Here is a 26,373-nt window from a genome sequence, read left to right as displayed (position 1 = left end):
TGGAGATTGGCGAAAGCTGTCGAGCGGGGGAGATGGCCGGCAGGCCAGAGGGGGGTGCTGTCCCGCCGGCGTCGCGAAATAAGCGCCTACAAATCATCAGGCGAGAAAGGTCTTCTCGAACGCCTGCCTACCCATCGGCGAAAACACCACCGCGCGGCTGTCCTTTTCGCGCCTTGCCCATTTCTCGGTGAAAATCTTGTCGAGGATGGCGGCACCCAGCGTGCCGGCCAGATGCGAGCGCCGCACGCTCCAGTCGAGGCAGGCGCGGCATACCGGCCGTCGCGGTTTGGTGTAGACATCGATGCCGATCGCGGCGAAATGCGACGCGGCTGCCGGCCCGAGCCCGATCTCCTTGTCCTCGCGCAGCAGGATATTCTTGTCGACGAGGCGGTCGAGCATCGCCACCCCCTGTTCGCCGGCAAGGTGATCGTAGCAGACCCGAGCCACGCGCATGGCCGCGTCGCGCGGTCCCGGCCGCACCCGCTTTGGGCCAACGGCTTCCGCCACGCCGGTGATGGCCTCGATCATGCCGGCCACCTGCGGCCCGGCGAGGCCATAATAACGGTGCCGCCCCTGGCTTGCCAAAGTCAGCAATCCGCCCTCCATCAGTTTCGACAGATGCGAAGAGGCGGTCGGCAGCGACACGCCGGCCTCCAGCGCCAGCTCGCTCGCCGTCAATGCCGTGCCGCCCATCAGTGCGGAGAGCATGTTTGCCCGCGCCGGATCGCCGACCAGGCTGGCGATGCGGGCTATGTCGGGTCCTTCACGCATAGTTCGTTCCTCATCGAAGCATTCTTGTCAGGTAACCACTATTCTGCGGTCAGATCAAGGAGACGACGATGACCGCGCCAACCGCTTCGACCCCTGCATCCGTCAACCCTGCCGCTCGCCTGCCGTTCCCGTTCCTGCGCCGGCTGCGCTTGCGGTTGGTGGCGCGCTGGTACGATCGCCATCTGCAGCGCCTCGACCTCGCCGAGATCGACGAACACCTGCTGCGCGACATGGGTCTGACACGAGAAGACGTGCGCCGCGAATGCGCGAAATCCTTCTGGCAGACGTGATCGTCCAAGGAATTGCCTAGCACAGCGGTCGACCGAACGTTTCGACCTCGATCGAACTGTCAATTCACACGACATCCACCTGCCAGAGGAGGCAAGAAATGACCATCACCTGTTTCATCCGCTACGAGATCGACCCGTTCGGCAAGGCGGCGTTCGAGGAATATGCCCGCAACTGGGGTCAGGCCATTCCGCGCTGCGGCGCCGACCTGATCGGCTATTTTTCGCCGCATGAAGGCTCGGCCACCACCGCCTACGCCGGCTACAATATCGACAGCCTCGCCGCCTACGAAGCCTACCGCGCCAGGCTTGCCGCCGACCCGGCCGGCAAGGCAAACTATGAATTCGCCCAGCGTGAGAAATTCATCCTGAAGGAGGATCGCATGTTCCTTAAGCTCGCCTCTGGCCCGCACGCAAAGCTGATCAAGCCATGATCGCCGTCATCTTCGAGGTCGAGCCGGCGGCAGGCAAGCGCGATGCCTATCTCGGCATCGCCGCCGAGTTGCGTCCGCTGCTCGACGGCATCGACGGTTTCATCTCGATCGAGCGCTTCCAGAGCCTTATCGATCCGGACAAGATCCTGTCACTGTCGTTCTGGCGCGACGAGGACGCGGTGAAAGCCTGGCGCAACACCGAGGAGCACCGCCAGGCGCAGAAAGCCGGGCGCGGCGGTATCTTTGCCGGCTACCGTTTGCGCATCGCCCATGTCCAGCGCGATTACGGCCTGACCGAACGCGCCGAAGCGCCGGCGGACAGCCGGGCGTTGCATGGCTGAGCCGCTAGCTACGCATTCCCGATCAGCACGCCTGCCGCGAACACCAGCGCGCCGCCCAAGACCACCTGGAACGCGGCGCGCCAGAATGGCGTCTGCATGTAGCGGTTCTGCACGAAAGCGATGGCCCACAATTCAAAGAACACCACCACGGCGGCAACCGCGGTTGCCGTCCAGAAATAGGGGATCAGGTAGGGCAAGGCGTGGCCGAGGCCACCAAGCGCCGTCATCAATCCGGTGGTGATGCCGCGTTTGACCGGGGAGCCGCGGCCCGAAAGCTTGCCGTCGTCCGAGGCCACCTCGGTGAAGCCCATCGATATGCCGGCGCCGATGGAGGCGGCAAGCCCGACCAGGAAAGTCTGGAATGTGTCGTGCGTGGCAAACGCCGCGGCAAAGATCGGCGCCAGCGTTGATACGGACCCGTCCATCAGCCCGGCCAGTCCCGGCTGCACATAGGTCAGGATGAACTGCCGCTGCTCGGCCGCCGCTTCCTCGTCCTTGACCTCGCCGGGCACATGCTCCTGTTCCAGCTGATGCGCCGAGTTCTCATGGCCCTGTTCGGCGGCCGCCAGATCGTCGAGCAGCTTTCTGGTCGAGGCATCGCCGGTGCGTTTGGCCGCCTCGATATAGAACAGATAGGCCTGCCGCTCCATCGCCTCGGCCTGCCGGCGCACGGCTGCGATGCCGAGCGGCCGGACCAGCCAGTCGGGCTTGCGCTCGTAATAGCCCTTCACATGCTCGCGCCGGATCAGCGGAATGCGCTCGCCGAAGCGCTTGCGGTGGAGTTCGATCAGCGCATCGCGATGGCCGTCCTCCTCCTGTGCCATCGCCTCGAATACCTTGGCCGATTGCGGAAAACTGTCCGCCAGCCCGTCGGCATAGGCACGGTAGATGCGCCCGTCATCTTCTTCCGACGAAATGGCGAGCGCCAGGATCTCCTGTTCCGACAGCGATTCGAAAGGGCGGCGGCCGAAGCCGAAGACGCGGGAAAGCATGAGCAATTCACCCTAGTTTAGAATTGTTCTAAACTAGAGTCTGCCGCGCCGTGGGTCAATCGCCCCGTTCGAGCAGCAATCGAGAATTGCTGAAGTCCAGTGCAAGGGCGCGCACTTCATTATCAGCAAATGTTCACCTATATAGCTGAACCTAAGCCAAGAGAAAGGAAGCCACGGATGCCGGCAAAACAGCCCCCGCAATTCGACCCGAAACCCGTTCTCGACCTGATCGCCAACATCGAGGCCGACCTCCTGCGCCTGAAAGGCCTGGTCGAGCAGCAGGTCGAAAAATTCGATCCCGCCAATCCGCACAACAAGACCCCCGAAGGCAAGCTGACCGAGGAGGGCGCCGAATGCTGCTACCGCATGTTCGATGAAGGCAAGTCGCGCTATTCGGTCGCCCAGCAGATGAAGATTTCGTTTGCCGCCGCCACCCACCGCTTCAACACCTGGCGCAAGCTCGGCGGCGCCAAACGAAAGACGCTTTTGGGGTGAGCGAGCGGCCGGCCAATCGCGAAGCTTTGCCGCGGAAAGGGAGCTGTTACCAAGGCCGATTTTGTAACCGACACATTTTTTCGATGGTGCGTGGCGTGGTTTTCCGTGCACCATCGGCAATCACATTCCACAGGACCACTTCATGACCACCGCCACCCTCCCCGGCATCGCCGATATCCACAGCGCAGCGGCGCGCCTCTCCGGCCTGATCGTCGAAACGCCGTTGATCGAATCGCCGGAACTGAACAAGCGCTTCGGCGGCCGCATCCTGTTCAAGCCGGAGACATTGCAGCGCACCGGCTCGTTCAAGTTCCGCGGCGCCTACAGCAAGCTGTCCTCGCTTACAGCCGAGGAACGCGGCCGCGGTGTCGTCGCCTTCTCCTCCGGCAACCACGCCCAAGGCGTCGCCGCCTCGGCGGCCATGTTCGGCGTCAAGGCGGTGATCGCCATGCCGGCCGACGCGCCAGCGATGAAAATCGGCAATGTCCGCAAGATGGGAGCGGAGGTGGTGCCATTCGACCGGTTCCGCGAGGATCGCGCGGCCGTCGTCCGACCCTATGTGGAAAAAGGCATGGTCCTGGTGCCGCCCTATGACGATCCGGCCATCATCGCCGGCCAGGGCACGATCGGCCTCGAACTGATGCGCCAGGCAAAAGCACTCGGCGTCAGCCTCGACGCGATCGTCGTCCCCTGCGGCGGCGGCGGATTGATCAGCGGCATTTCGATCGCCGTCAAGGATGCCTCGCCGGGCACCTCGGTCTGGGCAGTGGAGCCCGAGCATTTCGACGACACCAGCCGCTCGCTGGCCAGGGGCGAAAGGATAGCGAACGAGCCCGGTCACAAATCGATCTGCGATGCCCTGCTCGTCGCCGAACCGGGCGTGCTTACCTTCGAGATCAACCGCAGGAACCTCGCCGGCGGCATTGCCGTCTCCGACGACGCGACAAGACAGGCCATGCGCGACGCCATGGCTCATCTCAAGCTGGTGGTCGAACCCGGCGGCTGTGTGGGTCTGGCAGCCCTCGCTTCAGGCAAGGTCGAGCTGAGGGGCAAATGCGTCGCCGTGGTGCTGTCGGGCGGCAATGTCGACTTCGACGCCTATGCCGAGATCATGGCTGCCGCATAGGATGACCATCAGCCGCCCGCTCGTTCGCTCGGAGTTGCCGGCGGACACGGCCGCTCTCGCCCGCTATCTCATCGGCAAGGTCGTGGTGCGGGAGTTGCCCGAAGGCGTCGCCAGCGGTCGCATTGTCGAGACCGAGGCTTATATCGTCGGCGATGCCGCCGGTCACGGCTATCGCGGGATGACCCCGCGCAACCATTCGCTGTTTCTCGGGCCTGGCCACGCCTACGTCTATCTCGCCTATGGCATCTCCTACATGCTGAATGTCTCGAGCGAGATGCCCGATGTCGGAGCCGGCGTCCTGATCAGGGCGCTTGAGCCGATGGAAGGCGTCGAGATCATGCGGCTCAATCGCGGTGTCCAGCGCTTCCGCGACCTGGCAAGAGGACCAGGCAGGCTCGCTCAGGCATTGCGGATCGATCGTTCGCTCGATGGGCTCGATCTTTGCCGGGAAGCCCCCCTGTGGCTCGGACGCGATGACCACGAGCCAGGCGAAATCGGGCAGAGCGTCAGGATCGGCATTTCGAAGGATACGAACCGGCTGCTGCGATTTTATGTCAGGAAGAGCGAATTCGTCAGCGGTCCGGGATCGCTGAACGCCTGAAGCCGCGGCAAGCCCGCCGGTGCGGCTGAGTGAACCATGCCGGCGAAGGCGCATCGGCATCGGCTGCATCGGGATGTGTAGAAAGATCAGTCCAGCGTCCGCCTGAATCGCAACAGCGCCGTGCCGGCGAACACCGCCACGAACACCAGCAGCCAGCCGATCTCGGCCGCTACCGCATTGAAGTCGGCGCCCTTGAGCATGACCGCGCGGGTGATGCGCAGGAAATGCGTGAGTGGGAAGATTTCGCCCAACACCTGCGCCCAGCCTGGCATGCCGCGATAGGGGAACATGAATCCGGAGAGCAGCAGCGACGGCAGGAAGAAGAAGAAGGTAAGCTGCATTGCCTGCATCTGCGAACGCGCCATGGTCGAGATCGTATAACCGAGCAACACCAGCGAGAGCACGAAAACGAGCACCGACGACAGAAGAAGTGTCAGGCTTCCAACGAATGGAATGCCGAACAGCAGCTTCGCCGCCACCAGCACCACCGCCACCTGCACCGCCCCGACGACCAGGAAGGGCAGCACCTTGCCCAGCATGATTTCGGCTGGGCTGGACGGCATCGCCAAAAGGTTCTCCATCGTGCCGCGTTCGGTTTCGCGCGTCAGCGCCATTGCCGTCATCATCACCATGGTCATCTGCAGGATGACGCCGAGCAGGCCGGGCACGATGTTGTATTGCGAGATGCCTTCCGGATTGTAGCGCTGGTGCACGATCACCTGCAGCTGCTCCTTGGCATTTTCGGCGGCGGCCGCCTGCATGCCTTGCGCCCGCAGCAGCGCCTGGCTCGCCACCTTGCTCAACGTTGAAATGGCGCCGCTGGCAGCCGATGGATCGGTCGCGTCGGCTTCGATCAGGATTTGCGGGCTGTCACCCCGCTCGACCCGCTGGGCGAAGTCAGCCGGGATCGTGACGACGAAGGACACTGCGCCCTTGGCCATCAGTGCTTCGGCCTCGGCCTCGCTCTGCGCCACATAGTCGAAACGGTAGTAGCCGGTCATCTGCAAGGCGGAGACCATGGCGCGTGTGTATTGGTCGTTGCTCATCGCCACCAGCGCCGTCGGCAGGCTCTTGGGATCGCTGTTGATGGCAAATCCGAACAGCACTAGCTGCATCAGCGGCACGCCCAGCATCATGGCGAAGGTGATGCGGTCGCGCCGCATCTGGATGAACTCCTTGATCAGCAGCGCGCCGAGCCGGGCGAAGGAGAACACGGCATTCATCCCTTGTTGTCCTTGGCCATATTGTCCTTCGAACCGGACATGAACTGGATGAATACGTCCTCCAGGCTGGTCTTGCCGGGGTTCACCGTCACGCCCTGGTGCTCCTTCTCGACATCGGCGAGTGCGGCCTCCAACTTCTTCTTGTCGGAGCCCACCACATGCAGCGTCGCGCCGAACGGCGCCACCTGGTCGACGCCGGGGCGGCCTTGCAGTGCGTCGGCGACCTGATCGAGCCGCGGACCTTGCAGCACGAAAGTGGTCAGCCCGGCATTCCGCACCACCTCCTCGACCGTGCCTGACGCCAGCATCTTGCCGTAGGAAATGTAGCTGATGCGGTGGCAGCGCTCCGCCTCGTCCATGTAATGGGTGGAGACCAGTACGGTCAGCCCGCCGCTCGCCAGCCGGTGGATCTCGTCCCAGAATTCGCGCCGCGCCTTCGGGTCGACGCCCGCCGTCGGCTCGTCGAGCAACAGCAGTTTCGGCTTGTGCATGATGCAGGCAGCCAGCGCCAGCCGTTGCTTCCAGCCACCGGACAGCGTGCCGGCCAACTGGTCCCGGCGCGACGTCAGGCCGAGGTCTTCCAGCGTTCTTGCGACATGTTCGCCAACTGGCTTCAGGCGGTAAAGCCGCGCCACGAATTCAAGATTCTCGCCGATCGTCAGATCCTCGTAGAACGAGAATTTCTGCGTCATGTAGCCGACTTCGCGCTTGATCCTCAGATTGTCGGTGCGGATGTTGAAGCCCAGCACCGTGCCGTCGCCCTCGTCGGGGGTTAAGAGGCCGCACATGATGCGGATGGTGGTGGTCTTGCCCGAACCGTTCGGGCCGAGGAAGCCGACGATCTCGCCCTCGGCCACCGTCATCGTCACATGATCGACGACGGTCTTGTCGCCGAAGCGCTTGACCAGCCCATGCACGTCGATGACGTTCATTTTCCGATGTCCGCAAGATCGACATCGACGATCTGCCCCGGCTGCAGCGGACCGGCATCGCCTTCCGGCCGCGCCTCGACCAGATAGACCAGCTTCTGCCGGTTCTCGAGCGAGTAGATCACCGGCGGCGTGAACTCAGGGTCCGGCGACACATAGCTGACCCGCGCTTTCAAATGCGGGCCGCAGCCGTCGCAATGGACGCCGAGCAGCGTGCCGACCTTCACCGACGAAAACGCGCTTTCCGGCACGTAGACGCTGAGCTTCACCGCGCCGTCCGGCAGCATTGAGATGACAGGCGCGGTCGGGCCGGCCGTATCGCCGGGATTGCGGATCACGTCGTTGACGCGGCCGGGCGACGGCGCCGCCAGCACGCGCTTCGACAGCCGCCACTTGGCCTGCCCTAGCGCCGATTGCGCCTGGCTGACCAGATTGTCGGCGGCCTTGATCGTCTCCGGCCGCGCCGGCAACCCGCCAACGGCGAGGTTGGCCTCCGCCTGGCCGACCTGCGCATTGGCCGTCTCCAGCGTGGCGGAGGCGGTGTCGAAATCGGCCTGCGTGCCGGTGCCGCGCCTGAACAGGTCGCTGGCGCGGCTGTATCTGCGCTTGGCGTCGGCGGCCTGGGCTTTCGCCATGTCGACTTGCGCTTTCAGCACCGCGATCTCTTCCGGCCGCTTGCCGACCTTGAGATCGGCGAGTTGCGCCTGCGCCTGGGCGAGAGCCGCTTCAGCCTGCGTGACGGCGATTTTCGCGTCGGCGCTTTCCAGCGTCACCACTGGCGTGCCCGGCATGACGCGATCGCCGCGCTTCACCGCAACGGTCTCGACCTGCGCCACCTCGATCGGCGCCAGCAGCACATAGTCGCCCTCGACATAGCCGACGGCAAGCGGTGCTGCCGGCGCGCAGGCGCTGAACAACTGGGCGGCGAGCGGCAGGGAGCACAGCAAACTCATGGTCCACGATCCTTCCGGGCGGCCAATATGGCCTCAAGATTGTTCGATACCACCGCCACCACCTTGGCGGCCTCGGCGTCGCCGATCTCGCGCCAGCCCATGCGGCGCATGACGGCCTCGCGGCCGATGCGGAAATAGATGACCTGGCCAATCAGCGTGAACACGGTGAGCCGCGTCGTCTCGCTTTCGGCCGCCTCGCCCGTCGCCTGCTCCCAGATCAGGCAGAGCCGGCGATGCGTCGGCTCGAAGACGCCGTCATAGATGCGGTCGAGCGCCGCCGTCGGGTGTGAAAGTTCGCGCAGCACGAACTGGACGATCTCGCCCGCCTCGGGCCGCGCCACGACGAAGGCCACCATCCGCTCCAGCGCGGTGAGGAGTTGCGCCCGCGCGGCTTCGGGGTGACCTGCTTCCGCATCGCCCCCTTTGGAATCGCTTGCCGCCTGCGGGTTGCCGATCGCCTGGCCGGCAATGGTCTGGATGGTCTCGACGATATAGTCGGCCGCCGCTGCGCGAAGGCCTTCCTTGCCGCCGAAATGATAGGCAATCGAGCCGATATTGGCCTTGGCCTCGGCCGCGATCTCGCGCGTCGAGGTGCCGTCGAAGCCCTGCCGTCCGAACAGCTTAAGCGCCGCGCGGACAAGCGCCGCGCGTGTCATCTCGGCGGGAGATGTCTCGCGACGCGGGGTCCTGGCGCTCGGGGGTTTCTTCATACCAGGCTTTTAATCAATCGAATGATTAAAGTCAAGTCGATGTTCCGGCTTCGACCCGTCATGTCCGGTCTTGCCATGTCGGGTCCGGCACGCTTTAGTGCCCACCCATGGTCAAGGAAGTCGAACGCAAGTTCCTGGTCTCCGGTTCCCAGTGGCGGGATCTGGCCGAGGCGGATATCCGCATTCGTCAGTTCTACCTTGCCGCAGCGCCGGGCCGCACGGTGCGTGTGCGCATCAGCGACAATGCCTCGGCAAAGCTGACGCTCAAATTCGGCACGCAGGCCCGCGAGCGTGATGAATTCGAATTTCCGATCCCCTTGGCCGAAGCGGAGGAGATGCTGGCCTTCGCCATCGGACGTGTCATCGAGAAGACACGCCACCATGTTAGGCATCGCGGCTATCTCTATGAAGTTGATGTTTTCGGCGGGATGCTGGCGGGGCTGGTGGTTGCCGAACTCGAGACGCCGGAGGATGTGCCGGACGAGATGCTGCCAGACTGGCTCGGCCGCGAAGTCACCGGCGAGCAGGGTTTTTACAACGCGTCGCTCGCCCTTGGGGGGCTCCCGGAGATCGCGGCATGAGCTTTCGCATTGATCCACGCCTGCCGCTGACCGGCGAGGTCAGGCGGATTCTCGTCGAGGAAATCGGCAAGGCACTCATCCATCTAAACACTGCGCATGAAAGGCCGGAGCAGGCGCTGCACAAGTGCCGCAAACGGCTCAAAAGCGTCCGGGCCTTGCTGCGCCTAGTCCGTTCCGGAGACGAAACATTCTGTCAGACCGAGAACCAGTGCTATCGCCAGGTGTCGGCTCTGCTGTCAGGCCCACGCGAGGCGACCGCGCTGGTCGAGACCATCGACCGGCTGGCGGCAAGCTTTCCCGAACAGACCGCCGGCGGCGGTCTCGATGACGTCCGCGACAGGCTTGTCGCCCGCCAGCGGGAATTGCATGGCGGCGCTGGGCTTAGCGCAGCGGTGGGTGCCGCGACCGCGGCTTGCCAGGAAGGCATCAACCGGGTCGAAAGCCTTGTCTTGCCCGACCAGCCGGAGCAGGCAGCCGATGTGCTTGCCGAGGGCGCCCGCGCCACCTTGCGCCGCGCCAGGAAGGCGCTGGACAAGGCAGGCTCGCGCGGCGAAGCCGACGATTTCCACGACCTGCGCAAGGCAGCCAAGACCCACGGCATGCATTTGTCGCTGCTTGGCAGGCTGTGGCCGACGCCGATCAAGGCGCGGCGCAAGGCGGTCGACGGATTGGGTGAGCGGCTGGGCGAGCTGCACGACGTCTTCGTCATGCGCGCGCTTCTCGATGCCGACGACCAGCCGCTTGGCTCTCGCCAGGAAACGCGGCTCTTGGGCAAGCTTCTGAAACGCTCGGAAAAAAGCCTGAGAAAGACCTGTCTTGCCGAGGCGACCGAGCTGTTCGGCGACAGCCCCAAGCGCTCGACCAGGAAACTTGCCCGCAAGGTGCGCGAGGATCTGGCCGGAGCGCCGCAGAAAGACGTTGCCGCGCCCGGCGGCTGACAGAGCAATCGCTTCAGGTTTGTAGCGCCGACTTCGATCATCCTTTGCCCGAGGCGGCCTGCCCATGCTAATCGCCATCCACCATGACCGAGCCCGGCGATACGTTTCTGGACCGACTTGGCCGCTGGCTTGCCGGCCGGCTGCAGGAGGAATCCTCCGGCTATGAGCCCTACACGCCGTCGGACGCCGAAACGCTGCGCCGCACGCTTGAGCCCGGCGACATCCTGCTCATCGAGGGCAATCAGAAGATTTCGGCGGCGATCAAGTACCTGACCCAGTCGACCTGGTCGCATGCGGCCTTCTATGTCGGCGATGCCTTGCCAAAACCGGCGGACGGATCGGAACGGCGCCGCCTGATCGAGGTCACGCTCGGCGAGGGCTGCGTCGCCGTGCCGCTGTCGCGCTACCGCACCTACAACACCCGTATCTGCCGGGCGAGCGGGCTGGCGCCGGAGGATCGCGACAAGGTCGTAGCCTTCATGATCGGCAAGCTCGGCCTCAGATACGATCTGAAGAACATCTTCGACATGCTACGCTATTTCCTGCCGACGCCGCCGGTGCCGGTGCGCTGGCGCCGCCGCATGCTGGCTTTCGGCTCCGGCGATCCGACGCGGGCCATCTGCTCGACGCTGATCGCCGAGGCCTATGGCCAGATCCGCTATCCGATCCTGCCCGAGGTCACCCGCGCGCCCGGCCGCGCCTCGGCGCAGTCGAGCTACATGCGCAAGGAAATCCTGCACATCCGCCACCATTCGCTGTACACGCCACGCGACTTCGACCTGTCGCCCTATTTCCGCATCGTCAAGCCGACGCTGGAATACGGGTTCGACTACCGGGATATGGTCTGGGACGACAAGGCTGCCTACCCGGAAACGAAAGTTACGGAGTAGCAGCCGTCCAAGAGACCGTTTGAAAGCGGGGCAGCGGTTTGAGGTGATCCATCATTCAAGCTTTGATGTGGATAGCAGTGAACCGGGCCTGGATGCTGCCATGTGGACACGATCGCGCGTCCATATGTCATCAGCCATCGGCGTTGGGGGGCGTAGGCGACACCTTTTATTAGATTGCAACGACACGTTGGAGATTGCAAACATGGCGCTCAAGCGGATGGACAACGTAGGAATCGTCGTCGAAGACCTCGAAGCGACGATTGATTTCTTTCGCGAACTCGGCCTCGAGCTCGAAGGGCGGGCCACGATCGAAGGAGAATGGGCCGGACGTGTCACTGGACTGGGCGATCAGCATGTCGAGATTGCCATGATGCGCACACCGGACGGCCACAGCCGGCTCGAGCTCTCCCGCTTCCTCACGCCGCCTGTCGTCGCGGATCACCGGAACGCCCCGGTCAACGCCCTTGGCTACCTCCGCGTCATGTTCACCGTGGACGATATCGACCGGACGCTTGAAAGGCTCCGCACGCGCGGCGCGCAGCTCGTAGGCGAAGTGGTCGAGTATAAAGACATATATCGGCTCTGCTACGTCCGTGCGCCTGAAGGGCTTCTCATAGGACTCGCCCAAGAACTCGGCTGAGCGCGACGAGGCCCAGCTCCTCAAGCTCGCTGAGATAGAGGAACATCAAGGCCTCGCTCAAACCTGGCGAGCCACCGCCCGATCACTCATCATCGGTCATCACTTTGCGCTGCTGCAGGAAGCGCGCCGCCAGCCAGCACAGCATTGCCCAGGCGAAGCCGGCGCACCAGCCGGCCAGCACGTCCGACGGCCAGTGAACGCCGAGATAGACGCGGCTGATGCCGACCAGCACAGTCGTCAGCACCGCGAGGCCAAGCACATAGGTCTTCGTCACCCGCCCATGAAGGAAGCGAGACGCCAGCGAGCCGAGCGTGAGATAGGTCACCGCCGACAGCATGGCGTGGCCGCTCGGGAACGACAGCGAGGTCTCATTGACGAGGTGCGAAACCAGTTCGGGGCGGGGCCGGTCGACCCCGACCTTCAGCAGGCTCGACAGCAACTGCCCGCCCGCCACCGCCACGAATATGAGCAGCGCCGTTCCAGACTGGCGGTTCAGCAGCAGATAGACGATCACCGCTGCCGTGATCAGCACCAGAACGCTGGAGCTGCCGAGGCTGGTGATGTCGCGCATCGCTCCTTCCAGCCATGCCGGACCGATCGGATTGTCGGGCTGGCCCGCTTCGCGGAAGGCGAGCAGGATTTCGGTGTCGAAGGCGTGCGGCGTGGTGGCGCGCGCCATTTCCATCAATTCCTCGAACCCCCACAGCCCTCCGGCAATGATCACGCCGGCCAGCAGCACCGGGAATTCGATCCAGTTGAGCAGCGAGTGCTTCATCGCGCCTGTCGTCCGCAATCCAACTACAGCCTTTGCAGATAGGGCCCGAGCGTGATCAGCGCCACCGCTGCGATGGCGAGCACGACGCCGGTCGCCTGCAAGGTGTTCAACTGCTCGCCGAAGAAGGCCAGCGCCACCACGTTTACCGACACCAGCTGGATGACAGCCGACAGGCTGAACGACACAGACATGCCGAACTCGCGGACCAGCCTCAGCATCACCAGATTGCCAAGCGAATAGAGCACGAGCGTCAGAACGATCTTGCCGAAGCTTGGCGCCAGCCCCCATTGCTTGGCCGCTGCCGCCGCCAGCAGGAAGATCAACGTTGAAATGCCGAGCTGCACCAGTCCCCAGAAACTCAATTCCCGTCCCCTTGGATGCGGTCCTTCCCGCGCGTGTCGCAGACCTTGTTTCCGAAGCAGCGGCCGCGGTCAAGCCGGGCTGACAGGGCACACGAGAATCGGAGTGGAAATTAGCCGGCGCGTCATCATCCTGTGATCTGCCGCCTATACGGGGTCGATCAGGTAGAATGCTCCAGCCATCCCAGGAAGCCAGAGGCAATCCATGACCGAACATCGCGCCCCCGACACCCGATTCCGCACCAGCCTGCTCGAGGAAAACGACGGCCCGGCCACCAATCTCACCGACAACCGCACCATGGGCGAGATCATCGCCGCGCGGTTTTCGCGCCGTGGCTTCCTTAGGGGATCACTGGCCGTCTCGGCCATTGCCGCCACCGTCAGCCCGCTGGCGCTGATCACCGCCGACAATGCCCGCGCCGGCGAAGGCTCGGCCTTCACCTTCGACGAGCTTGAAGCCGGCGTCGACGACAAGCATCACGTGGCGCCCGGTTACGACGCCGACGTGCTGCTGCGCTGGGGCGATCCGCTGTTTGCCGATTCGCCGGACTTCGACCCGACCAAGCAGTCGGCCGAGGCCCAGGCAAGGCAGTTCGGCTACAACAACGACTATGTCGGCTATATCCCGATCGACGGCTCGGCCGAGCACGGCCTGCTGGTGGTCAACCACGAATACACCAATTCGCATCTGATGTTCCCCGGCATCGTCAAAGTCGTCGAAAAGGACGGCAAGAAAGAGCTCGAAGTCGCCCCCCTTGGCAAGGAGCAGGTCGATGTCGAGATGGCCGCGCATGGCGGCACCGTCGTCGAAATCCGCAAGCAAGCGGGCAAATGGCAAGTGGTGCGCGACGGCAAGCTCAACCGCCGCATCACCTCCAACACCGAGATGCAGCTGTCCGGTCCGGTCGCCGGCAACGACCGCGTCAAGACCAGCGCCGACCCGACCGGCACGAAAGTGATCGGCACCGTCAACAACTGCGCCGGCGGCGTGACGCCCTGGGGCACCTATGTCATGGCCGAGGAAAACATCCATGGCTATTTCTCGGGCGAACTTCCGGAAGGCCACAAGGAAGCCGCCAACTACAAGCGCTTGGCCATTCCCGAAGGCGCCTATGAATGGGCGGCGCATTACGACCGTTTCGATCTCGGCAAGGAGCCGAACGAGCCGAATCGTTTTGGCTGGATCGTCGAGGTCGACGTCAACGATCCGACCTCGACGCCGAAGAAGCGCACCGCCATGGGCCGCTTCAAGCACGAGGGCGCCGAATCCATCGTCGCCAAGGATGGTCGCGTCGTTTTCTATCTCGGTGACGACGAGCGCTTCGATTACGTCTATAAATTCGTCACCACGGGCACGTTCAACCCGAACGACCGCGCCGCCAACATGGACCTGCTCGACGACGGCACGCTCCACGTCGCCAAATTCGCCGAGGACGGTTCGGTCGAATGGCTGCCGGTCGTCTTTGGCCAGGGACCGCTGACCGCCGAGAACGGCTTTGCCAGCCAGGCCGACGTGCTGATCGAGACGCGTCGCGCCGCCGACCTGCTCGGCGCCACCAAGATGGACCGCCCCGAGGACATCCAGCCCAATGCCGCCAATGGCAAGGTCTATGTCATGCTGACTAACAATTCCAAGCGCAAGGCCGACCAGGTCGACGCCGCCAACCCACGCGCCGAAAATGCCTTCGGCCACATCATCGAGATATCGGAGGACGGCGACGACTTCACCGCCACCAAGGGCAAGTGGGAAGTGCTGCTGAAATGCGGCGATCCCTCGGTGGCCGAAGTCGGCGCCACCTTCTCGACCGCGACCACGGCCAATGGCTGGTTCGGCATGCCGGACAATTGCGCGGTCGATTCCGCCGGCCGCCTTTGGGTCGCCACCGACGGCCAGGGCCCGAAAGCCACCGGCCGCACCGATGGCTTGTGGGCGGTCGACACCGAAGGCGCGGCGCGGGCGACCTCGAAACTGTTCTTCCGCGTGCCGATCGGCGCCGAAATGTGCGGCCCGCTATTCACGCCGGACGACCAGACCGCCTTCGTCGCCGTCCAGCATCCTGCCGACGGCGGCGAGGACTGGGAGCCTTTCGGCCGCCCGTCCTATTATGAGGACCTGTCCACCCGCTGGCCCGACTTCAAGCCTGACATGCCGGTGCGGCCATCGGTCGTCGCCATCACCAGGCAGGGCGGCGGCAAGATCGCGGTCTGACGCGCGACCAGGCTTTGCTTGCCTACTCAAGGAAGGATTTCTGCAATACGAAATCCTTCCTGCAGCCTTGCGCGGAACGCATCCGCCTTTATGCGCCGACCACCTGGTCGGTGTGCTGAACCACGGCCATATTCATCCTGGTTCTCAACCGGAAGCCGATGGACTCGTACAGTGTTATGGCTGCGACGTTGGTGGCGTAGGCGTGGAGATAGGGAATTTCGCCGCGCGCCATGATCCGCTTTGTCACGAACTGGGACAACAGCCTGCCCAGGCCGCGGCCGCGAAAATCCGGATGCGAGCACACGCCGCTGAGTTCGGTATGGCCAGGCTGTTTCATGCGTTCGCCGGCCATCGCCGCAAGTCTGCCTTCGATCTTCACGCCCCAGAAATCGCCGAGGCTCGGCGCCTCCAGCGTGAATGGGCCGGGCTTGGTGATTGTCGCCAGGGCGAGCATCTCGGCCGCATCGTCTTGCGTCAGTCGTTGCACCCGCTCGTCGGCCACGGTCCGCACCGGCTGTTCGGCAATCATCTGCACCAAAGATGCGGTCGATGTCGCGGAAAGCTCCGCGGGCAAGGTGATTGCGTCAGCCTGGACGAGGATGGCGCTTTCGCGCGGGCGAACAAGCCTGCTCAGCGCCAGCAGGCTTTCCGCGTCGTCCGCTGCGGTTGCGGCAAAGGGAACGATCGACGGCAGATATCGCTTGGCGAGGCTGTCACCTTGCGCAAAGGCCTGATGTCGCGTCGCAAGCGCGCTCCAGATGGGACGATCGAGGACATGGTTCATGGCACGGCATCCATGGCTTTTTGCACACGACGGTCGATGGCAGCCGCGGCGAGACCCTCCTCGATTGCGGCCAGCTGATCGAGAAGCGGCCCTGAAAGGTCCGCGCACAAATCAGCGACGGCTTTCTCGATGCGCGGCCAGACGTCGCGTTTGGCAACATCGACAAGCCGTCGGCCGGTCCGGGTGAGCGAGACAATCCTGCGCCGCTGGTCGCTGTTTGACTGGCTGACTTCGATCAATCCCAGTTCGGCCAGAAGCGCCACGCTTCGCGTGATGCCCGGCTGCGCAATGCCAAGAGCCTGTGCCAGTTCACCAACGGACAGCGGGCCCAGCCTGTCGAGCGCGGCCAGGAGCGGATACTGGCTCGTCTGGACCGGGACCTCCAGGCGATCGAGCACTCGCTGCGTATCCGCCTGCAATTGCTCGCCTATACGCTTCAACCTGCTGCCCAGGCAGAGGAAGCCAAGAGATCGTATGACGTCTTCCATAATCAACGCATCCATGCTGAACGATAACATGATATATAACACTATATGGAAAGTCAAAGGTCAGGGGCAAGGCGCTACCCGATCCGGCGGATCGCTCCCGGGAACGGGGCGGCAGCCACTCGCCGCCATTTGGCGGAGGTTCCCCTTCAATCGGCGCCGATTGCACCCTATATGGCGCTTGCGCGATATGATCGGTAATCAATCGCACCAAGGCGACTGATTCGAGGCCGTGGGCTGGCCTCCATTACCAAAGCGGCACGCGGACCTCGACCATGCCCTCCTTGCGCATTCATTTCGACCGCCTGTTGGAGGACGCAGCACCCAAGGTCAAGCGGCGGGAACTGACGCATGGCGAGCGCCTGGCACTGGTGCGCCGGCATGGCGATTTTTCGCTCGCCTATTCGACCGCCGTCCAGCAAAAGCTGTCCTATTTCGGCGACGCCGACGGCTACATAGCCTTCGGCACCAAGATGAAGCATCATTTCGCGCTCGGCGACCCGGTGGTTCATCCCCCCGCTCGGCCCGATTATATCAGGCGCTTCGTCGAGGCCGCCGGCAGCCCCTGGTTCGTGCAGATCGGCGAGGAGACGGCGCGCGTGCTGGCCGGGCTCGGCTACCAGGTCAATCGTCTCGGCATCGACACACGGCTGGTCCTGCCGGCGCATGACTTTTCCGGAAAGCGCAACGAAACCGTGCGCTATTCCGAGCGCTGGCTGTTGAAGAAGGGGTTTTCCCTCGACGAGGACAAGCGCACCGTCTTTCTCGACGAAATCCAGCGGCTGTCGCAGAACTGGCGGGCCGACCGCATCGTCAAGCGCTGGGAAATGGGCTTCCTCAACCGCCCCTTCAGCGACCAGCTCGGCGTCGACATGCGCCGCTTCGTCCTCCATGGCCCTGACGGCGAGCTCGTCGCCTTGCTCGACTTCGATCCTCTGTTCAGCGGCGGCAAGGTGATCGGTTACACCACCGCGTTCAAGCGCAAGCATGTCACAGCCACACCGCATGCGGAGATCGGCCTGACCAAATTCGCCGTCGACCGTTTTCGCGAGGAGGGCATTTCCGTCGTCACGCTCGGCCTGTCGCCGCTTGTCGATATCGGACCGAGCGGCTTTGCCGAAAGCGACTTCTGGCGCAACACCTTCCAGCGCGCCTATGAATCCCCGTGGATCAATCGCAGCAGGTTCAACCTGCAGGGGCAGGCTGCCTTCAAGCGCCGTTTCCATGGCATCGAGGAGCCGACCTATGTCGCCTTCCGCAAGGGGACCTTTGTCGAGATGCTGGGGTTGCTGCGCCTGATCAAGGCGATTTGAGCAGGACTTGGGTTCGGTGAAGGCGGCGATTGCCCTCAGCCAATCCGTCAGTTCCGCAGCCGGTAGCCGGTCCTGAAGATCCAGGCGACGATCGCTATGCAGATGAGCAGGAACACCACCGTCATGCCGAGGCTGATGCCGATCGATACGTCCGACTTGCCGTAGAAACTCCAGCGAAAGCCGCTAACCAGATAGAGGACAGGGTTGAACAGCGTCACCGTGCGCCAGATGCCTGGCAGCATGTCGATCGAATAGAAGCTGCCGCCAAGGAAGGTCAGCGGCGTGATGATCAGCAGCGGCACCAGCTGCAGCTGCTCGAAGCTCTTGGACCAGATGCCGATGATGAAGCCGAACAGGCTGAAGGTCACCGCCGTCAGCACCAGGAAGGCGAGCATCCAGAACGGATGCTCGATGGTCAGCGGCACGAACAGCGACGCGGTCGCCAAGATGATCAGGCCGAGTATGATCGACTTGGTCGCCGCACCCCCGACATAGGCGATGACGATCTCCAGATAGGACACCGGCGCCGACAGCAATTCGTAGATCGAACCGACGAACTTCGGGAAATAGATGGCGAAGGAGGCATTGGAGATCGACTGCGTCAGGAGCGACAGCATGATCAGCCCCGGCACGATGAAGGCGCCGTAGCTGATGCCATCGATCTCGGTGATGCGCGAGCCGATGGCCGAGCCGAAGACGACGAAATAGAGCGATGTCGAGATCACCGGCGAGACGATGCTCTGCAGCACGGTCCGAAAGGCGCGCGCCATCTCCATCTTGTAGATCGCCCAGACTGCTCGCAAATTCATGAGTCTTGCCTCAGAAGATTGACGAAGATCTCCTCGAGCGAGCTGTTTTGCGTGTCGATGTCGCGGAACTGGATGCCGGCCGCTTCTAGATCGCGGAGCAGCGAGGCGACGCCCGGGCGCTCGCTCTGGTTGTCATAGGTATAGGTCAACTGTCCGCCGTCCGGCGAAAGCTCCAGCGCATAGCGCGAAAACGTTTCGGGTATGCTGGCCAGTGGCGCGCGCAATTCCAGCACCAGCCTTTTGCGGCCGAGTTTGCGCATCAGTTCGGCCTTGCCGTCGACCAGCACGATCTCGCCGCGATTGATGACGCCGACACGGTCGGCCATCGCTTCGGCCTCCTCGATATAGTGCGTGGTCAGGATGATGGTGACCCCGTCCTCGCGTAGCCGGCGCACCATCGCCCACATGTCCTGGCGCAACTCGACGTCGACGCCGGCGGTCGGCTCGTCGAGGAACAAAACGCGCGGCTCATGCGACAGCGCCTTGGCGATCATCAGCCGCCGCTTCATGCCGCCCGACAGCGTGATCGCCTTGGCGTCCTTCTTGTCCCACAGCGAGAGATCGCGCAGCACCTTTTCGACGAAGGCCGGGTTAGCCGGCTTGCCGAACAGGCCGCGGCTGTAATTGACCGTCGCCCAGACGCTCTCGAACGCGTCGATGGTCAGCTCCTGCGGTACCAGCCCGATCAGGCTGCGCGCCGCGCGATAGTCCCGGGTGATGTCATGGCCGTCCACCGTGATCGTTCCCGACGAGCGGTTGACGATACCGCAGACGATCGAGATCAGCGTCGTCTTGCCGGCGCCGTTCGGCCCGAGCAGCGCAAAGATCTCGCCGCGCTCGATATCGAGGTTGATCTCCTTCAGCGCCTTGAAGCCGGTGGCGTAGGTCTTGGTGACCCCGGAAATGGAAATGATGGAGGGCATGGCTGAAAACGGCTGCTTGAAAGGGGAACTGTTGATTTTAGTCCGCTGAATGTCGGTGCGCGAAACCGGAAGTCAATGCCGCTCCTGACAATTCTGGACATTCATTCCCTATCGCCTCGACCGATGCGCTGACGCTTTGCGCAAAATGCTGCGGCGTTCCGCCTCGCGTGACGCCACGCCGCTTTGACCGCTCAGTGTATCCGGCCTATCTTTCCGGCATAAGCAGCAGCCGGAGCCCACCATGGACCCGCTCATTTTGTCGCGCATTCAGTTCGGCGCGAATATTTCGTTTCATATCTTGTTTCCGGCGATCACCATTGCACTTGGCTGGGTGCTGCTGTTCTTCAAGCTGCGCTACAACGCAACGGGCGATTCCGCCTGGATGCGCGCCTATTTCACCTGGGTGAAGGTATTCGCGCTCTCCTTCGCCATGGGCGTGGTTTCCGGCGTCACCATGAGCTTCCAGTTCGGCACCAACTGGCCGGGCTACATGGAAACCGTTGGCAATATCGCCGGGCCGTTGCTGGCCTACGAGATCCTCACCGCCTTTTTCCTCGAGGCGGCCTTCCTCGGCATCATGCTGTTCGGCTTCCGCCGCGTCTCCAACCGCATCCACACGCTGGCGACCGTCCTTGTGGCCGGCGGCACCACCTTCTCCGCCTTCTGGATCATCGCGCTCAATTCCTGGATGCAGACGCCGGCCGGCTTCGAGATGCGCGACGGCGTCGCCCATGCCGTCGACTGGTGGGCGATCGTCTTCAACCCGTCCATGCCCTACCGGCTGGTCCACATGCTGTTGGCTTCCGGCCTGACGGTCTCCTTCCTGATCGCCGGCCTGTCGGCGCTGCGCTACCTCTATGGCGACCGTTCGGAATCGATGTGGAAGGCATTGCGCACCGGCGTCTTCATCGCGGCCATCCTGATCCCCATCCAGATCTTCGCCGGCGACCAGCATGGCCTGAACACGCTGGAGCATCAGCCGCAGAAGATCGCCGCCATGGAGGCCAACTGGAACACCGGCCCCAACGTGCCGCTGGTGCTGTTCGCGCTTCCCGACGAGGCGGCAAAGGAGAACAGGTTCGAGCTCGCCATCCCCGACGGCGCCAGCCTGATCCTGCGTCACAGCAGCAGCGGCGTGGTGCCGGGCCTCAACGACTATCCCGGCAATCATCCGCCGGTCTTCCCGGTGTTCTGGGGTTTTCGCATCATGGTCGGCACCGGCATCCTGATGCTGATCGTCTCCTGGTCGGCGGCCTTCTTCCTCAAGCGCCACCACAGCCTGCCGAAACCGCTGGCGCTGCTGATGGTGCCGATGGCGTTGTCCGGCTGGCTGGCGACACTGGCCGGTTGGTACACCACCGAGATCGGCCGCCAGCCCTGGCTGGTCACCGGCGTGCTGAAGACCGCCGACGCGATCGGCCCGGTCGCCGGCAGCCATGTCGCGCTGACGCTTGCCGTCTATCTCGTCCTCTATGTGCTGCTTCTGATCGCCTATCTCGGCGTGCTGGTGCATCTGGCGCTGAAGGCAGCGAAGGACGGCGATGCCTCGCCGCTGCCCGGCGTCATGAACGCGGCGCTGTCGCAACCGGCGGCCGAGGAGTAGGGAGAGATCCATGAGTTACGACTGGCCAACCCTGCTGCCCCTCATCTTCGCCGGCCTGATGGGCCTCGCCATCCTGATCTACGTCATCCTCGACGGCTTCGACCTCGGCATCGGCATCCTGTTCGCCGCCGCCGAGGATGCCGAGCAGGACACGATGATCGCCGCGATAGGCCCGTTCTGGGACGCCAACGAGACCTGGCTGGTGCTGGCCGTCGGCCTTTTGCTGGTCGCCTTCCCGCTGGCGCACGGCACCATCCTCACCGCGCTCTACATTCCGGTGTTCCTGCTGCTGCTCGGCCTCATCCTGCGCGGCGTTGCCTTCGATTTCCGCGCCAAGGTGCCGGCCGGCAGGAAGCATCGCTGGAACCGCATCTTCCTCATCGGCTCGCTCATCGCCTCGCTGGCGCAGGGCTATATGCTCGGCGTCTATGTGCTCGGTCTCGATGTCGGCTTGGGCGGCATGGCCTTCGGCGCGCTGGTGGCGCTCTGCCTCGCCGCCGCCTATGCGGCGATGGGCGCGGCCTGGCTGATCTACAAGACCGAAGGCGAATTGCAGAGGAAGGCGGTGCGGTGGCTGCGTACCGCGCTCGTGCTGGCGGCGCTTGGCATGGCGGCGGTGTCGCTGGCCACTCCCTTCGCCAGCCCGCGCATCTTCGACAAATGGTTCGTCTGGCCCGAGATGCTCTATCTGTCGCCGCTGCCGATCCTGTCGGCCGTGCTGTTTGCCTGGCTGTGGCGCCAGACCTTCCATCTGCCGAAGCCCGATGACCGCCATGCGTTGACGCCGTTCCTGACCCTGGCGGCGATCTTCGCGCTCGGTTTCGCCGGGCTCGCCTGGTCGTTCTACCCCTTCGTCGTGCCCGATCGCCTGACCATCTGGCAGGCGGCTTCCGCGCCGGAAAGCCTGGCCATCATCCTGGCCGGCACGGTGGTCGTGCTGCCGATCATCATCTTCTATTCCTTCTATGCCTATCGCGTCTTCGGCGGCAAGGCGACGGACCTGACCTACGACTAGAGCAACAACACCCACGCTTACCCGCCGCGGGGCTAGGCGCAGTATCGCGAGCCCGATCCGACATCGGCCGGGGCCAGGGCGGCGCTGGAAAAGGTGCGCTGGAGCCTGCCGTGGAAAAGGGGCGTAGGTCGGCGCCGCTGATCTCCCCCCTCGAGGGGGAGATGTCGCCGAAGGCGACAGAGGGGGTCGCCGCGCGTGGAGCGCCAACCTTGGTCTGCCGCAGGAGGCAACGTCCGGTCGCGCCAACCCCCTCTGGCCTACCGGCCATCTCCCCCTCAAGGGGGGAGATTACCCATCCCGCAAAACCTCAGCTCTTGTTGGCCGCCATCACCAGAACCGGCTTGTCGCTGTAGAGCTGCGGGAACAGCGACTTCAGATTCTCGACCTTGGGCAGGTCGTTGTAGACGATGTAGGGATAGGTCGGGTTCAGCGTCAGAAAGTCTTGGTGGTAGTCCTCGGCCGGGTAGAACGTCTTGCCCGTCTCCAGCGTGGTCACGATCGGCTTTGGAAACACCTTGGCCTTGTCGAGCTGGGCGATGTAGCTCTCGGCGATTTTCTTCTGCGCGTCGTTTTCGGCAAACACCGTCGAACGGTACTGGGTGCCGCTGTCCGGACCCTGGAAGTTCAATTGCGTCGGGTTGTGCGCGACCGAGAAATACACCTGCAGCAGCTGGCCATAGGTCACCTCCGACGGCTTGTAGGTGATCTCGACGGATTCGGCGTGCCCGGTGCGGCCGCTGCCGACCGTCTCGTAGACGGCTGTGTCCTTTTCGCCGCCGGCATAGCCGGATACGGCCCTAGTCACGCCCTTGACGTGCTGGAACACGCCCTGCACGCCCCAGAAGCAGCCGCCGGCGAAGACCGCCTTTTCGGTGCCGGGGGCGGCTTTCTCGTCCATTGCCGGCGGCGGGATCACCACCGCCTCCTCGGCCGAGATCGCCGGCGTCTGCCAGAAGGCGGCGGCCGCCGCCGCAAGCACCAGCGCCGCCAGCGCGCCTTTGGCAAAGGATCTGTTCACGGCTGATTTTGCGGACATGTCATGATCTCCCATGATGGTGTTTGACTATACGATAGCGCGATGCGCCGCGGTTTCACATTGCCGTGCGTGAGGCTGTGCGTGCGGGGCCGTGCGCGCCAGCCTGCCCGGGCAGGGAACCCCGGCCCGGACAGGGAGTGCCTGGCGCTACTTGGCCGGCGCCATCGCGTCGGCGGGCTTCATCGCGTCCGTTGCCATCGGGTCGGCGGGCTTCATCGCATCCGTGGCCATCGGGTCGGCCGGTTTCATGGCGTCCGTCTTCGGCTTCATGGCATTCGTCGCCATCGGGTCGGCGGGTTTCATCGCATCCGTTGCCGGCTTCATGGCATCGGTGGCCATCGCATCGGCCGGCTTCATCGCATCTTCGGCGCGTGCGGCTGTTCCGGCGAACAGCACGGTCGAGCACAGCGCAAAAGCGAGTGCCGGCAGGGTCAGGCGATTGGTCATGGTGGTCTCCTAGGGGTTGATGGCACTGAGGCCGGGTAGTTGCGGCGCCGCTCCTGCGGCGTTGCGCAATCTTGGTTGAGCGTGATCTTGTCCTGACGGATTCAGTTGGTCGCCGCGGCGAGGATCGGCCCGCCGCCCGGCGTCTGCACCAGCACCGCGCTGCTCAGGCCGCCGGATGGCGCGGGCAGCGCCAGCGTCTTGGCGTCGCCGGTCCAGCTGCCCAGTTTCGTCAGCGAATGCACGACATTGGCGTGCGGCAGCGTGCGGCCGGTGTTTTCGCCGCGCGCCACCGGCACGTCGACGACGCCGCTGGCGTAGCGCACCAGCCAGACATCGGCCCTGCCGCCGGGCACCGATCCGGCGCCGATGCTGATCCTGCCGCCGTCAAGCGACAGCGCCGGCCCCTTTGGGAGGCCGCTGCTCGAAATAAGCTGCTCGATCTCGCCGGGTGCGGCGCCGACCGCGTCGGTGTTGCCATTGACCACGACTTGCGGTGTGAACGGGCCCGAACGGCCGAGCGAAGGCTCGTAGGTGACCTGGCGCTGGGTGAATTCTTCTTTGCCGAAAATGTCCTTCCAGCCGAGATAGTCCCAGTAGGTAACGTTGAAGGACAGCGCCAGCACGCCGGGCTTGTCCTTGACCTTGATCAGGTTGGCGTTGGCCGGCGGGCAGGACGAGCAGCCCTGGCTGGTGAACAGCTCGACCACGGTGAGCGGCTGCGCGGCTGCCGCGCCGATCGAGGACAATATCGAGGCGGCGAGCACGCCGGCGACGAGCTTTCTGCGTTGTGATCCCGACAATGGCTTGCTCCGTGGGTGCGCGGCGCCTGGATGCGCCGCTCATATCCCCACTTCGTCGTCGCCACGGATTTCGTTACAGCGCTCACCGCTTCGTGATCGCGCGCGCCTTGCCTTCTCCCACAACAAGGCAGGGCAATCGCCGCTGAAAAGCCAAGGCTTTCGCTCTACGATGGACCCCCACCCCTAACCCTCCCCACAAGGGGGAGGGAGACTTCCGCTGGCGCTGACCACGGCAAATTGTCTCTCTTTCGGCGCCAAGAAGCGAAGTAAAGGCGCGCGGCAGCGTTCCCTCCCCCTTGTGGGGAGGGTTAGGGTGGGGGTCCTCTTCGCAAGAATCTATTGCGATTGCCCTGCACAACAGGGGAGAAGGTAAGGACGTGCCTCCTTACTGCGTAAGCACCGTCTCCGACTGCCGCTGGTTGAAGGCGCACTTGCCGGTCACGGTATAGAAGAAATCGGCGTTCGTAACGTCTGGCAGTGGCGGATTGTTGCCGCCGTCTTCCCATGCCTGGTCGCTGGTCTCGCCGCAGGGCACAGCGGCGAAGATATCGACGACCGTGTTGTTCTTGACCTCGACGGGGAGGTATTTGGAAGGGTTCAGGGCCTTTTGTGCATCGGTCGTGTACCCGGCGCCGAGGTAGAGCCGGTTCGACGTTTTGTCATCGTTGGACTTGAGCGGGTTGACCGGTCCGGACGGCACATTCATCTGCAGATAGAGCTTGTCCATCATGCTCACGTCGATTTTTGCGCCATTGCTGTTTCCGGTGGTATTCGTGGTCGCGCACGTCGTCTTGAAATAGATGGTGGAGCCGCTCGTACCTCCGCTTTTTGCTACCGCGCTGCTTTTGTAAACGCCCGCGGTGGGCGTGAAATTGGTTTTTGATCCTTCTGTCGTGCACAGCTGGGTCTGAACCAGCTTCTCGGTTGTTCCCGACACAGTGGAAATGGTTGTCGTGCCGTAACCTTTCGGGTCGTTGGCGGTATAAGTCTTGTTCCCGCTCTTATAGGAATAACTATACGGCTTGTATTTATAGTCGACCTTCATCATCGCTGTCGCTGGGGTCGAGGAGGTCCACCCGAACGGAAGGCCGTACAGGGTCATCGTCTTGTTCCAGTAGCCTGAAACGTGGTCGACGTTGAACGTGGCTTCGATCAGGGCCGGCGTCTTGCGCACCGACGACGCGACGCCGACCTGCACATTGTCGATGCGGGCGATCGACATGAAAGTCGTCGGCATGGGGAAGCTCGCCGAAGCATTGATATGGGCGGTGCCGTCGCTATCGACGACGAAGCTGTCGAGCGTCGCTGTGCCTTGCCCGCTATTGGCCGCGTAGGATTCCCGCATCCTCGCCTCACGGTCCGTCTTTGACGTGGTTGTCGGCAGCGTCGTGATCGACAGCGCCGCCGCGTCGAGCGCGTTCTGCATCGACGACCTGGTCGAGATCGCCGATGTATAGTCGACCGAAAAGCCTATGGCGGCGACGATCGGAACGGCCAGGAAAACGAGAAGCGGCGCAAAGGAGCCGTTCTCGGACTTGAGAAAATGGTCTGCGGATGGCATTTCTTTATTCCCCCAGGGGCATGACGTGCATTAGCTATCACGCAGCAAGCAAACTATGCTCTAATCCGGTGGATCAAAGTTTAACGATCTTGCGCGGCCATTCTGGCGTTTGCGCCCGCCTGCATTTCCGAGTAGGCGCAGCCGCCGAAGCCGCCAATCTCCCCCCTTGCGGGGGAGATGCCCGGCAGGGCAGAGGGGGGTGCTGTCCCGCCAACGTATCAACCAAATCGTGGCACAGCCTCTGATGGTTTCAGGTTGGAATGCCTCAATTCGCAAGTCGGCGATCCTTCCCACCCCCCTCTGTCCTGCCGGACATCTCCCCCGCAAGGGGGGAGATTGGATG

The 26,373-nt window shown here is 63.6% G+C and carries 30 protein-coding genes; 14 read left to right on the top strand and 16 right to left on the bottom strand.

Annotated elements, in window-relative coordinates:
- Positions 1-96: 96 nt before the first annotated feature.
- Positions 97-771, bottom strand: a complete 675-nt coding sequence (locus tag AC0L2H_RS17270; protein WP_473591327.1) for an ArsR/SmtB family transcription factor — start codon at positions 769-771, stop codon at positions 97-99.
- A 68-nt stretch (positions 772-839) separates the two neighbouring features.
- On the opposite strand from AC0L2H_RS17270, the gene AC0L2H_RS17265 reads away from it, so the two are divergent.
- The 3 genes from AC0L2H_RS17265 to AC0L2H_RS17255 all read left to right on the top strand — a co-directional run bounded on the left by AC0L2H_RS17265 (position 840) and on the right by AC0L2H_RS17255 (position 1,833).
- Positions 840-1,061 carry a DUF1127 domain-containing protein gene (locus tag AC0L2H_RS17265; RefSeq protein WP_473591326.1) on the top strand — a complete coding sequence of 74 codons (222 nt, stop codon included), beginning with the start codon at positions 840-842 and terminating at the stop codon, positions 1,059-1,061.
- 98 nt (positions 1,062-1,159) lie between these two features.
- A complete protein-coding gene (locus AC0L2H_RS17260; protein WP_473591325.1) occupies positions 1,160-1,492 on the top strand; it encodes an NIPSNAP family protein in 333 nt (110 codons plus the stop codon).
- A complete protein-coding gene (locus tag AC0L2H_RS17255) occupies positions 1,489-1,833 on the top strand; it encodes an antibiotic biosynthesis monooxygenase family protein (RefSeq protein WP_473591324.1) in 345 nt (114 codons plus the stop codon). Before AC0L2H_RS17260 ends, AC0L2H_RS17255 begins: the two co-directional genes overlap by 4 nt.
- A gap of 8 nt (positions 1,834-1,841) precedes the next feature.
- Here AC0L2H_RS17255 and mbfA read toward each other — a convergent pair whose 3' ends face one another.
- The gene (gene mbfA, locus AC0L2H_RS17250; protein ID WP_473591323.1) at positions 1,842-2,825 is read right to left on the bottom strand and encodes an iron exporter MbfA; all 984 of its coding nucleotides are present in this window, start codon (positions 2,823-2,825) and stop codon (positions 1,842-1,844) included.
- A gap of 177 nt (positions 2,826-3,002) precedes the next feature.
- Here mbfA and AC0L2H_RS17245 point away from each other — a divergent pair, with 177 nt between their 5' ends.
- The 3 genes from AC0L2H_RS17245 (at position 3,003) to AC0L2H_RS17235 (ending at position 5,047) form a co-directional block, all read left to right on the top strand.
- The gene (locus tag AC0L2H_RS17245; RefSeq protein WP_473591322.1) at positions 3,003-3,320 is read left to right on the top strand and encodes a hypothetical protein; all 318 of its coding nucleotides are present in this window, start codon (positions 3,003-3,005) and stop codon (positions 3,318-3,320) included.
- A 142-nt stretch (positions 3,321-3,462) separates the two neighbouring features.
- The gene (locus AC0L2H_RS17240; protein ID WP_473591321.1) at positions 3,463-4,446 is read left to right on the top strand and encodes a threonine/serine dehydratase; all 984 of its coding nucleotides are present in this window, start codon (positions 3,463-3,465) and stop codon (positions 4,444-4,446) included.
- A 1-nt stretch (position 4,447) separates the two neighbouring features.
- Positions 4,448-5,047, top strand: a complete 600-nt coding sequence (locus AC0L2H_RS17235; RefSeq protein ID WP_473591320.1) for a DNA-3-methyladenine glycosylase — start codon at positions 4,448-4,450, stop codon at positions 5,045-5,047.
- Between the two features lie 86 nt (positions 5,048-5,133).
- Here the strand turns inward: AC0L2H_RS17235 and AC0L2H_RS17230 are convergent, their stop codons facing one another.
- From AC0L2H_RS17230 to AC0L2H_RS17215, 4 genes are read right to left on the bottom strand one after another with little or no spacing between them, the layout of a single operon-like run.
- Positions 5,134-6,270, bottom strand: coding sequence for an ABC transporter permease (locus AC0L2H_RS17230; protein WP_107651807.1), 1,137 nt, complete (start codon positions 6,268-6,270; stop codon positions 5,134-5,136).
- A complete protein-coding gene (locus tag AC0L2H_RS17225; RefSeq protein WP_473591319.1) occupies positions 6,267-7,202 on the bottom strand; it encodes an ABC transporter ATP-binding protein in 936 nt (311 codons plus the stop codon). Before AC0L2H_RS17225 ends, AC0L2H_RS17230 begins: the two co-directional genes overlap by 4 nt.
- Complete coding sequence (locus AC0L2H_RS17220; RefSeq protein WP_473591318.1) at positions 7,199-8,152, bottom strand: HlyD family secretion protein; 954 nt, start codon at positions 8,150-8,152, stop codon at positions 7,199-7,201. The genes AC0L2H_RS17225 and AC0L2H_RS17220 overlap by 4 nt, the downstream gene beginning before the upstream one ends.
- Complete coding sequence (locus tag AC0L2H_RS17215; RefSeq protein ID WP_473591317.1) at positions 8,149-8,862, bottom strand: CerR family C-terminal domain-containing protein; 714 nt, start codon at positions 8,860-8,862, stop codon at positions 8,149-8,151. Before AC0L2H_RS17215 ends, AC0L2H_RS17220 begins: the two co-directional genes overlap by 4 nt.
- A 107-nt stretch (positions 8,863-8,969) precedes the next feature.
- Here AC0L2H_RS17215 and AC0L2H_RS17210 point away from each other — a divergent pair, with 107 nt between their 5' ends.
- The 4 genes from AC0L2H_RS17210 (at position 8,970) to AC0L2H_RS17195 (ending at position 11,911) form a co-directional block, all read left to right on the top strand.
- Positions 8,970-9,443 (top strand): CYTH domain-containing protein, encoded by a 474-nt coding sequence (locus AC0L2H_RS17210; protein ID WP_473591316.1) that lies wholly within the window; start codon positions 8,970-8,972, stop codon positions 9,441-9,443.
- Complete coding sequence (locus AC0L2H_RS17205; RefSeq protein WP_473591315.1) at positions 9,440-10,381, top strand: CHAD domain-containing protein; 942 nt, start codon at positions 9,440-9,442, stop codon at positions 10,379-10,381. Before AC0L2H_RS17210 ends, AC0L2H_RS17205 begins: the two co-directional genes overlap by 4 nt.
- 83 nt (positions 10,382-10,464) lie before the next feature.
- On the top strand, positions 10,465-11,271 hold the full coding sequence (locus tag AC0L2H_RS17200) for a C40 family peptidase (RefSeq protein WP_473591314.1): 807 nt from the start codon (positions 10,465-10,467) through the stop codon (positions 11,269-11,271).
- A 202-nt stretch (positions 11,272-11,473) separates the two neighbouring features.
- Positions 11,474-11,911 (top strand): VOC family protein, encoded by a 438-nt coding sequence (locus tag AC0L2H_RS17195; RefSeq protein ID WP_473591313.1) that lies wholly within the window; start codon positions 11,474-11,476, stop codon positions 11,909-11,911.
- 82 nt (positions 11,912-11,993) lie between these two features.
- Here the strand turns inward: AC0L2H_RS17195 and AC0L2H_RS17190 are convergent, their stop codons facing one another.
- Positions 11,994-12,686, bottom strand: coding sequence for a phosphatase PAP2 family protein (locus AC0L2H_RS17190; protein ID WP_473591312.1), 693 nt, complete (start codon positions 12,684-12,686; stop codon positions 11,994-11,996).
- 23 nt (positions 12,687-12,709) lie between these two features.
- On the bottom strand, positions 12,710-13,048 hold the full coding sequence (locus AC0L2H_RS17185) for a hypothetical protein (protein WP_473591311.1): 339 nt from the start codon (positions 13,046-13,048) through the stop codon (positions 12,710-12,712).
- A 202-nt stretch (positions 13,049-13,250) separates the two neighbouring features.
- Between AC0L2H_RS17185 and AC0L2H_RS17180 the strand changes: the two genes are divergently transcribed.
- Positions 13,251-15,254, top strand: coding sequence for a PhoX family protein (locus AC0L2H_RS17180; protein WP_473591310.1), 2,004 nt, complete (start codon positions 13,251-13,253; stop codon positions 15,252-15,254).
- A gap of 88 nt (positions 15,255-15,342) precedes the next feature.
- On the opposite strand, the gene AC0L2H_RS17175 is transcribed toward AC0L2H_RS17180, so the two are convergent.
- Together AC0L2H_RS17175 and AC0L2H_RS17170 are read right to left on the bottom strand one after the other, a co-directional pair.
- Positions 15,343-16,038 carry a GNAT family N-acetyltransferase gene (locus AC0L2H_RS17175; RefSeq protein WP_473591309.1) on the bottom strand — a complete coding sequence of 232 codons (696 nt, stop codon included), beginning with the start codon at positions 16,036-16,038 and terminating at the stop codon, positions 15,343-15,345.
- A complete protein-coding gene (locus AC0L2H_RS17170; RefSeq protein WP_473591611.1) occupies positions 16,035-16,526 on the bottom strand; it encodes a MarR family winged helix-turn-helix transcriptional regulator in 492 nt (163 codons plus the stop codon). Before AC0L2H_RS17170 ends, AC0L2H_RS17175 begins: the two co-directional genes overlap by 4 nt.
- Before the next feature lie 272 nt (positions 16,527-16,798).
- Here AC0L2H_RS17170 and AC0L2H_RS17165 point away from each other — a divergent pair, with 272 nt between their 5' ends.
- On the top strand, positions 16,799-17,836 hold the full coding sequence (locus tag AC0L2H_RS17165) for a phosphatidylglycerol lysyltransferase domain-containing protein (protein WP_473591308.1): 1,038 nt from the start codon (positions 16,799-16,801) through the stop codon (positions 17,834-17,836).
- A 47-nt stretch (positions 17,837-17,883) separates the two neighbouring features.
- Here AC0L2H_RS17165 and AC0L2H_RS17160 read toward each other — a convergent pair whose 3' ends face one another.
- Both AC0L2H_RS17160 and AC0L2H_RS17155 read right to left on the bottom strand, forming a co-directional pair.
- Positions 17,884-18,645 carry an ABC transporter permease gene (locus AC0L2H_RS17160; RefSeq protein ID WP_473591307.1) on the bottom strand — a complete coding sequence of 254 codons (762 nt, stop codon included), beginning with the start codon at positions 18,643-18,645 and terminating at the stop codon, positions 17,884-17,886.
- Complete coding sequence (locus AC0L2H_RS17155; RefSeq protein ID WP_473591306.1) at positions 18,642-19,568, bottom strand: ABC transporter ATP-binding protein; 927 nt, start codon at positions 19,566-19,568, stop codon at positions 18,642-18,644. Before AC0L2H_RS17155 ends, AC0L2H_RS17160 begins: the two co-directional genes overlap by 4 nt.
- Positions 19,569-19,809: 241 nt before the next feature.
- Here AC0L2H_RS17155 and AC0L2H_RS17150 point away from each other — a divergent pair, with 241 nt between their 5' ends.
- Positions 19,810-21,171, top strand: coding sequence for a cytochrome ubiquinol oxidase subunit I (locus AC0L2H_RS17150; RefSeq protein WP_473591305.1), 1,362 nt, complete (start codon positions 19,810-19,812; stop codon positions 21,169-21,171).
- Between the two features lie 10 nt (positions 21,172-21,181).
- A complete protein-coding gene (locus AC0L2H_RS17145; RefSeq protein ID WP_473591304.1) occupies positions 21,182-22,186 on the top strand; it encodes a cytochrome d ubiquinol oxidase subunit II in 1,005 nt (334 codons plus the stop codon).
- Positions 22,187-22,493: 307 nt separating this feature from the next.
- On the opposite strand, the gene msrA is transcribed toward AC0L2H_RS17145, so the two are convergent.
- From msrA to AC0L2H_RS17125, 4 genes are all read right to left on the bottom strand, one after another.
- Positions 22,494-23,222, bottom strand: a complete 729-nt coding sequence (msrA, locus tag AC0L2H_RS17140) for a peptide-methionine (S)-S-oxide reductase MsrA (RefSeq protein WP_473591303.1) — start codon at positions 23,220-23,222, stop codon at positions 22,494-22,496.
- Between the two features lie 147 nt (positions 23,223-23,369).
- The gene (locus tag AC0L2H_RS17135) at positions 23,370-23,669 is read right to left on the bottom strand and encodes a hypothetical protein (RefSeq protein WP_473591302.1); all 300 of its coding nucleotides are present in this window, start codon (positions 23,667-23,669) and stop codon (positions 23,370-23,372) included.
- A 101-nt stretch (positions 23,670-23,770) separates the two neighbouring features.
- Positions 23,771-24,469, bottom strand: coding sequence for a DUF1223 domain-containing protein (locus AC0L2H_RS17130; RefSeq protein WP_473591301.1), 699 nt, complete (start codon positions 24,467-24,469; stop codon positions 23,771-23,773).
- A 385-nt stretch (positions 24,470-24,854) separates the two neighbouring features.
- Complete coding sequence (locus tag AC0L2H_RS17125) at positions 24,855-26,030, bottom strand: TadE/TadG family type IV pilus assembly protein (RefSeq protein ID WP_473591300.1); 1,176 nt, start codon at positions 26,028-26,030, stop codon at positions 24,855-24,857.
- Positions 26,031-26,373 lie beyond the last annotated feature (343 nt).

It is taken from the genome of Mesorhizobium sp. WSM4871 (assembly GCF_055811295.1).
The sequence above is the reverse complement of the archived record's forward strand: the minus strand, read 5'-3'. Positions and strand labels throughout refer to the sequence as shown.

Excerpts from the sequence above, each read along its gene's own strand:
- AC0L2H_RS17180 (WP_473591310.1), top strand. The coding sequence starts at position 13,251 with ATGACCGAACATCGCGCCCCCGACACCCGATTCCGCACCAGCCTGCTC.
- AC0L2H_RS17270 (WP_473591327.1), bottom strand. The coding sequence starts at position 771 with ATGCGTGAAGGACCCGACATAGCCCGCATCGCCAGCCTGGTCGGCGAT.
- AC0L2H_RS17220 (WP_473591318.1), bottom strand. The coding sequence starts at position 8,152 with ATGAGTTTGCTGTGCTCCCTGCCGCTCGCCGCCCAGTTGTTCAGCGCC.
- AC0L2H_RS17240 (WP_473591321.1), top strand. The coding sequence starts at position 3,463 with ATGACCACCGCCACCCTCCCCGGCATCGCCGATATCCACAGCGCAGCG.
- AC0L2H_RS17190 (WP_473591312.1), bottom strand. The coding sequence starts at position 12,686 with ATGAAGCACTCGCTGCTCAACTGGATCGAATTCCCGGTGCTGCTGGCC.
- msrA (WP_473591303.1), bottom strand. The coding sequence starts at position 23,222 with ATGTCCGCAAAATCAGCCGTGAACAGATCCTTTGCCAAAGGCGCGCTG.
- AC0L2H_RS17215 (WP_473591317.1), bottom strand. The coding sequence starts at position 8,862 with ATGAAGAAACCCCCGAGCGCCAGGACCCCGCGTCGCGAGACATCTCCC.
- AC0L2H_RS17150 (WP_473591305.1), top strand. The coding sequence starts at position 19,810 with ATGGACCCGCTCATTTTGTCGCGCATTCAGTTCGGCGCGAATATTTCG.
- AC0L2H_RS17170 (WP_473591611.1), bottom strand. The coding sequence starts at position 16,526 with ATGGAAGACGTCATACGATCTCTTGGCTTCCTCTGCCTGGGCAGCAGG.
- AC0L2H_RS17260 (WP_473591325.1), top strand. The coding sequence starts at position 1,160 with ATGACCATCACCTGTTTCATCCGCTACGAGATCGACCCGTTCGGCAAG.
- AC0L2H_RS17175 (WP_473591309.1), bottom strand. The coding sequence starts at position 16,038 with ATGAACCATGTCCTCGATCGTCCCATCTGGAGCGCGCTTGCGACGCGA.
- AC0L2H_RS17165 (WP_473591308.1), top strand. The coding sequence starts at position 16,799 with ATGCCCTCCTTGCGCATTCATTTCGACCGCCTGTTGGAGGACGCAGCA.
- AC0L2H_RS17145 (WP_473591304.1), top strand. The coding sequence starts at position 21,182 with ATGAGTTACGACTGGCCAACCCTGCTGCCCCTCATCTTCGCCGGCCTG.
- AC0L2H_RS17225 (WP_473591319.1), bottom strand. The coding sequence starts at position 7,202 with ATGAACGTCATCGACGTGCATGGGCTGGTCAAGCGCTTCGGCGACAAG.
- AC0L2H_RS17205 (WP_473591315.1), top strand. The coding sequence starts at position 9,440 with ATGAGCTTTCGCATTGATCCACGCCTGCCGCTGACCGGCGAGGTCAGG.
- AC0L2H_RS17255 (WP_473591324.1), top strand. The coding sequence starts at position 1,489 with ATGATCGCCGTCATCTTCGAGGTCGAGCCGGCGGCAGGCAAGCGCGAT.
- AC0L2H_RS17235 (WP_473591320.1), top strand. The coding sequence starts at position 4,448 with ATGACCATCAGCCGCCCGCTCGTTCGCTCGGAGTTGCCGGCGGACACG.
- AC0L2H_RS17195 (WP_473591313.1), top strand. The coding sequence starts at position 11,474 with ATGGCGCTCAAGCGGATGGACAACGTAGGAATCGTCGTCGAAGACCTC.
- AC0L2H_RS17210 (WP_473591316.1), top strand. The coding sequence starts at position 8,970 with ATGGTCAAGGAAGTCGAACGCAAGTTCCTGGTCTCCGGTTCCCAGTGG.
- AC0L2H_RS17125 (WP_473591300.1), bottom strand. The coding sequence starts at position 26,030 with ATGCCATCCGCAGACCATTTTCTCAAGTCCGAGAACGGCTCCTTTGCG.
- AC0L2H_RS17230 (WP_107651807.1), bottom strand. The coding sequence starts at position 6,270 with ATGAATGCCGTGTTCTCCTTCGCCCGGCTCGGCGCGCTGCTGATCAAG.
- AC0L2H_RS17160 (WP_473591307.1), bottom strand. The coding sequence starts at position 18,645 with ATGAATTTGCGAGCAGTCTGGGCGATCTACAAGATGGAGATGGCGCGC.
- AC0L2H_RS17265 (WP_473591326.1), top strand. The coding sequence starts at position 840 with ATGACCGCGCCAACCGCTTCGACCCCTGCATCCGTCAACCCTGCCGCT.
- AC0L2H_RS17200 (WP_473591314.1), top strand. The coding sequence starts at position 10,465 with ATGACCGAGCCCGGCGATACGTTTCTGGACCGACTTGGCCGCTGGCTT.
- AC0L2H_RS17135 (WP_473591302.1), bottom strand. The coding sequence starts at position 23,669 with ATGACCAATCGCCTGACCCTGCCGGCACTCGCTTTTGCGCTGTGCTCG.
- AC0L2H_RS17155 (WP_473591306.1), bottom strand. The coding sequence starts at position 19,568 with ATGCCCTCCATCATTTCCATTTCCGGGGTCACCAAGACCTACGCCACC.
- AC0L2H_RS17245 (WP_473591322.1), top strand. The coding sequence starts at position 3,003 with ATGCCGGCAAAACAGCCCCCGCAATTCGACCCGAAACCCGTTCTCGAC.
- mbfA (WP_473591323.1), bottom strand. The coding sequence starts at position 2,825 with ATGCTTTCCCGCGTCTTCGGCTTCGGCCGCCGCCCTTTCGAATCGCTG.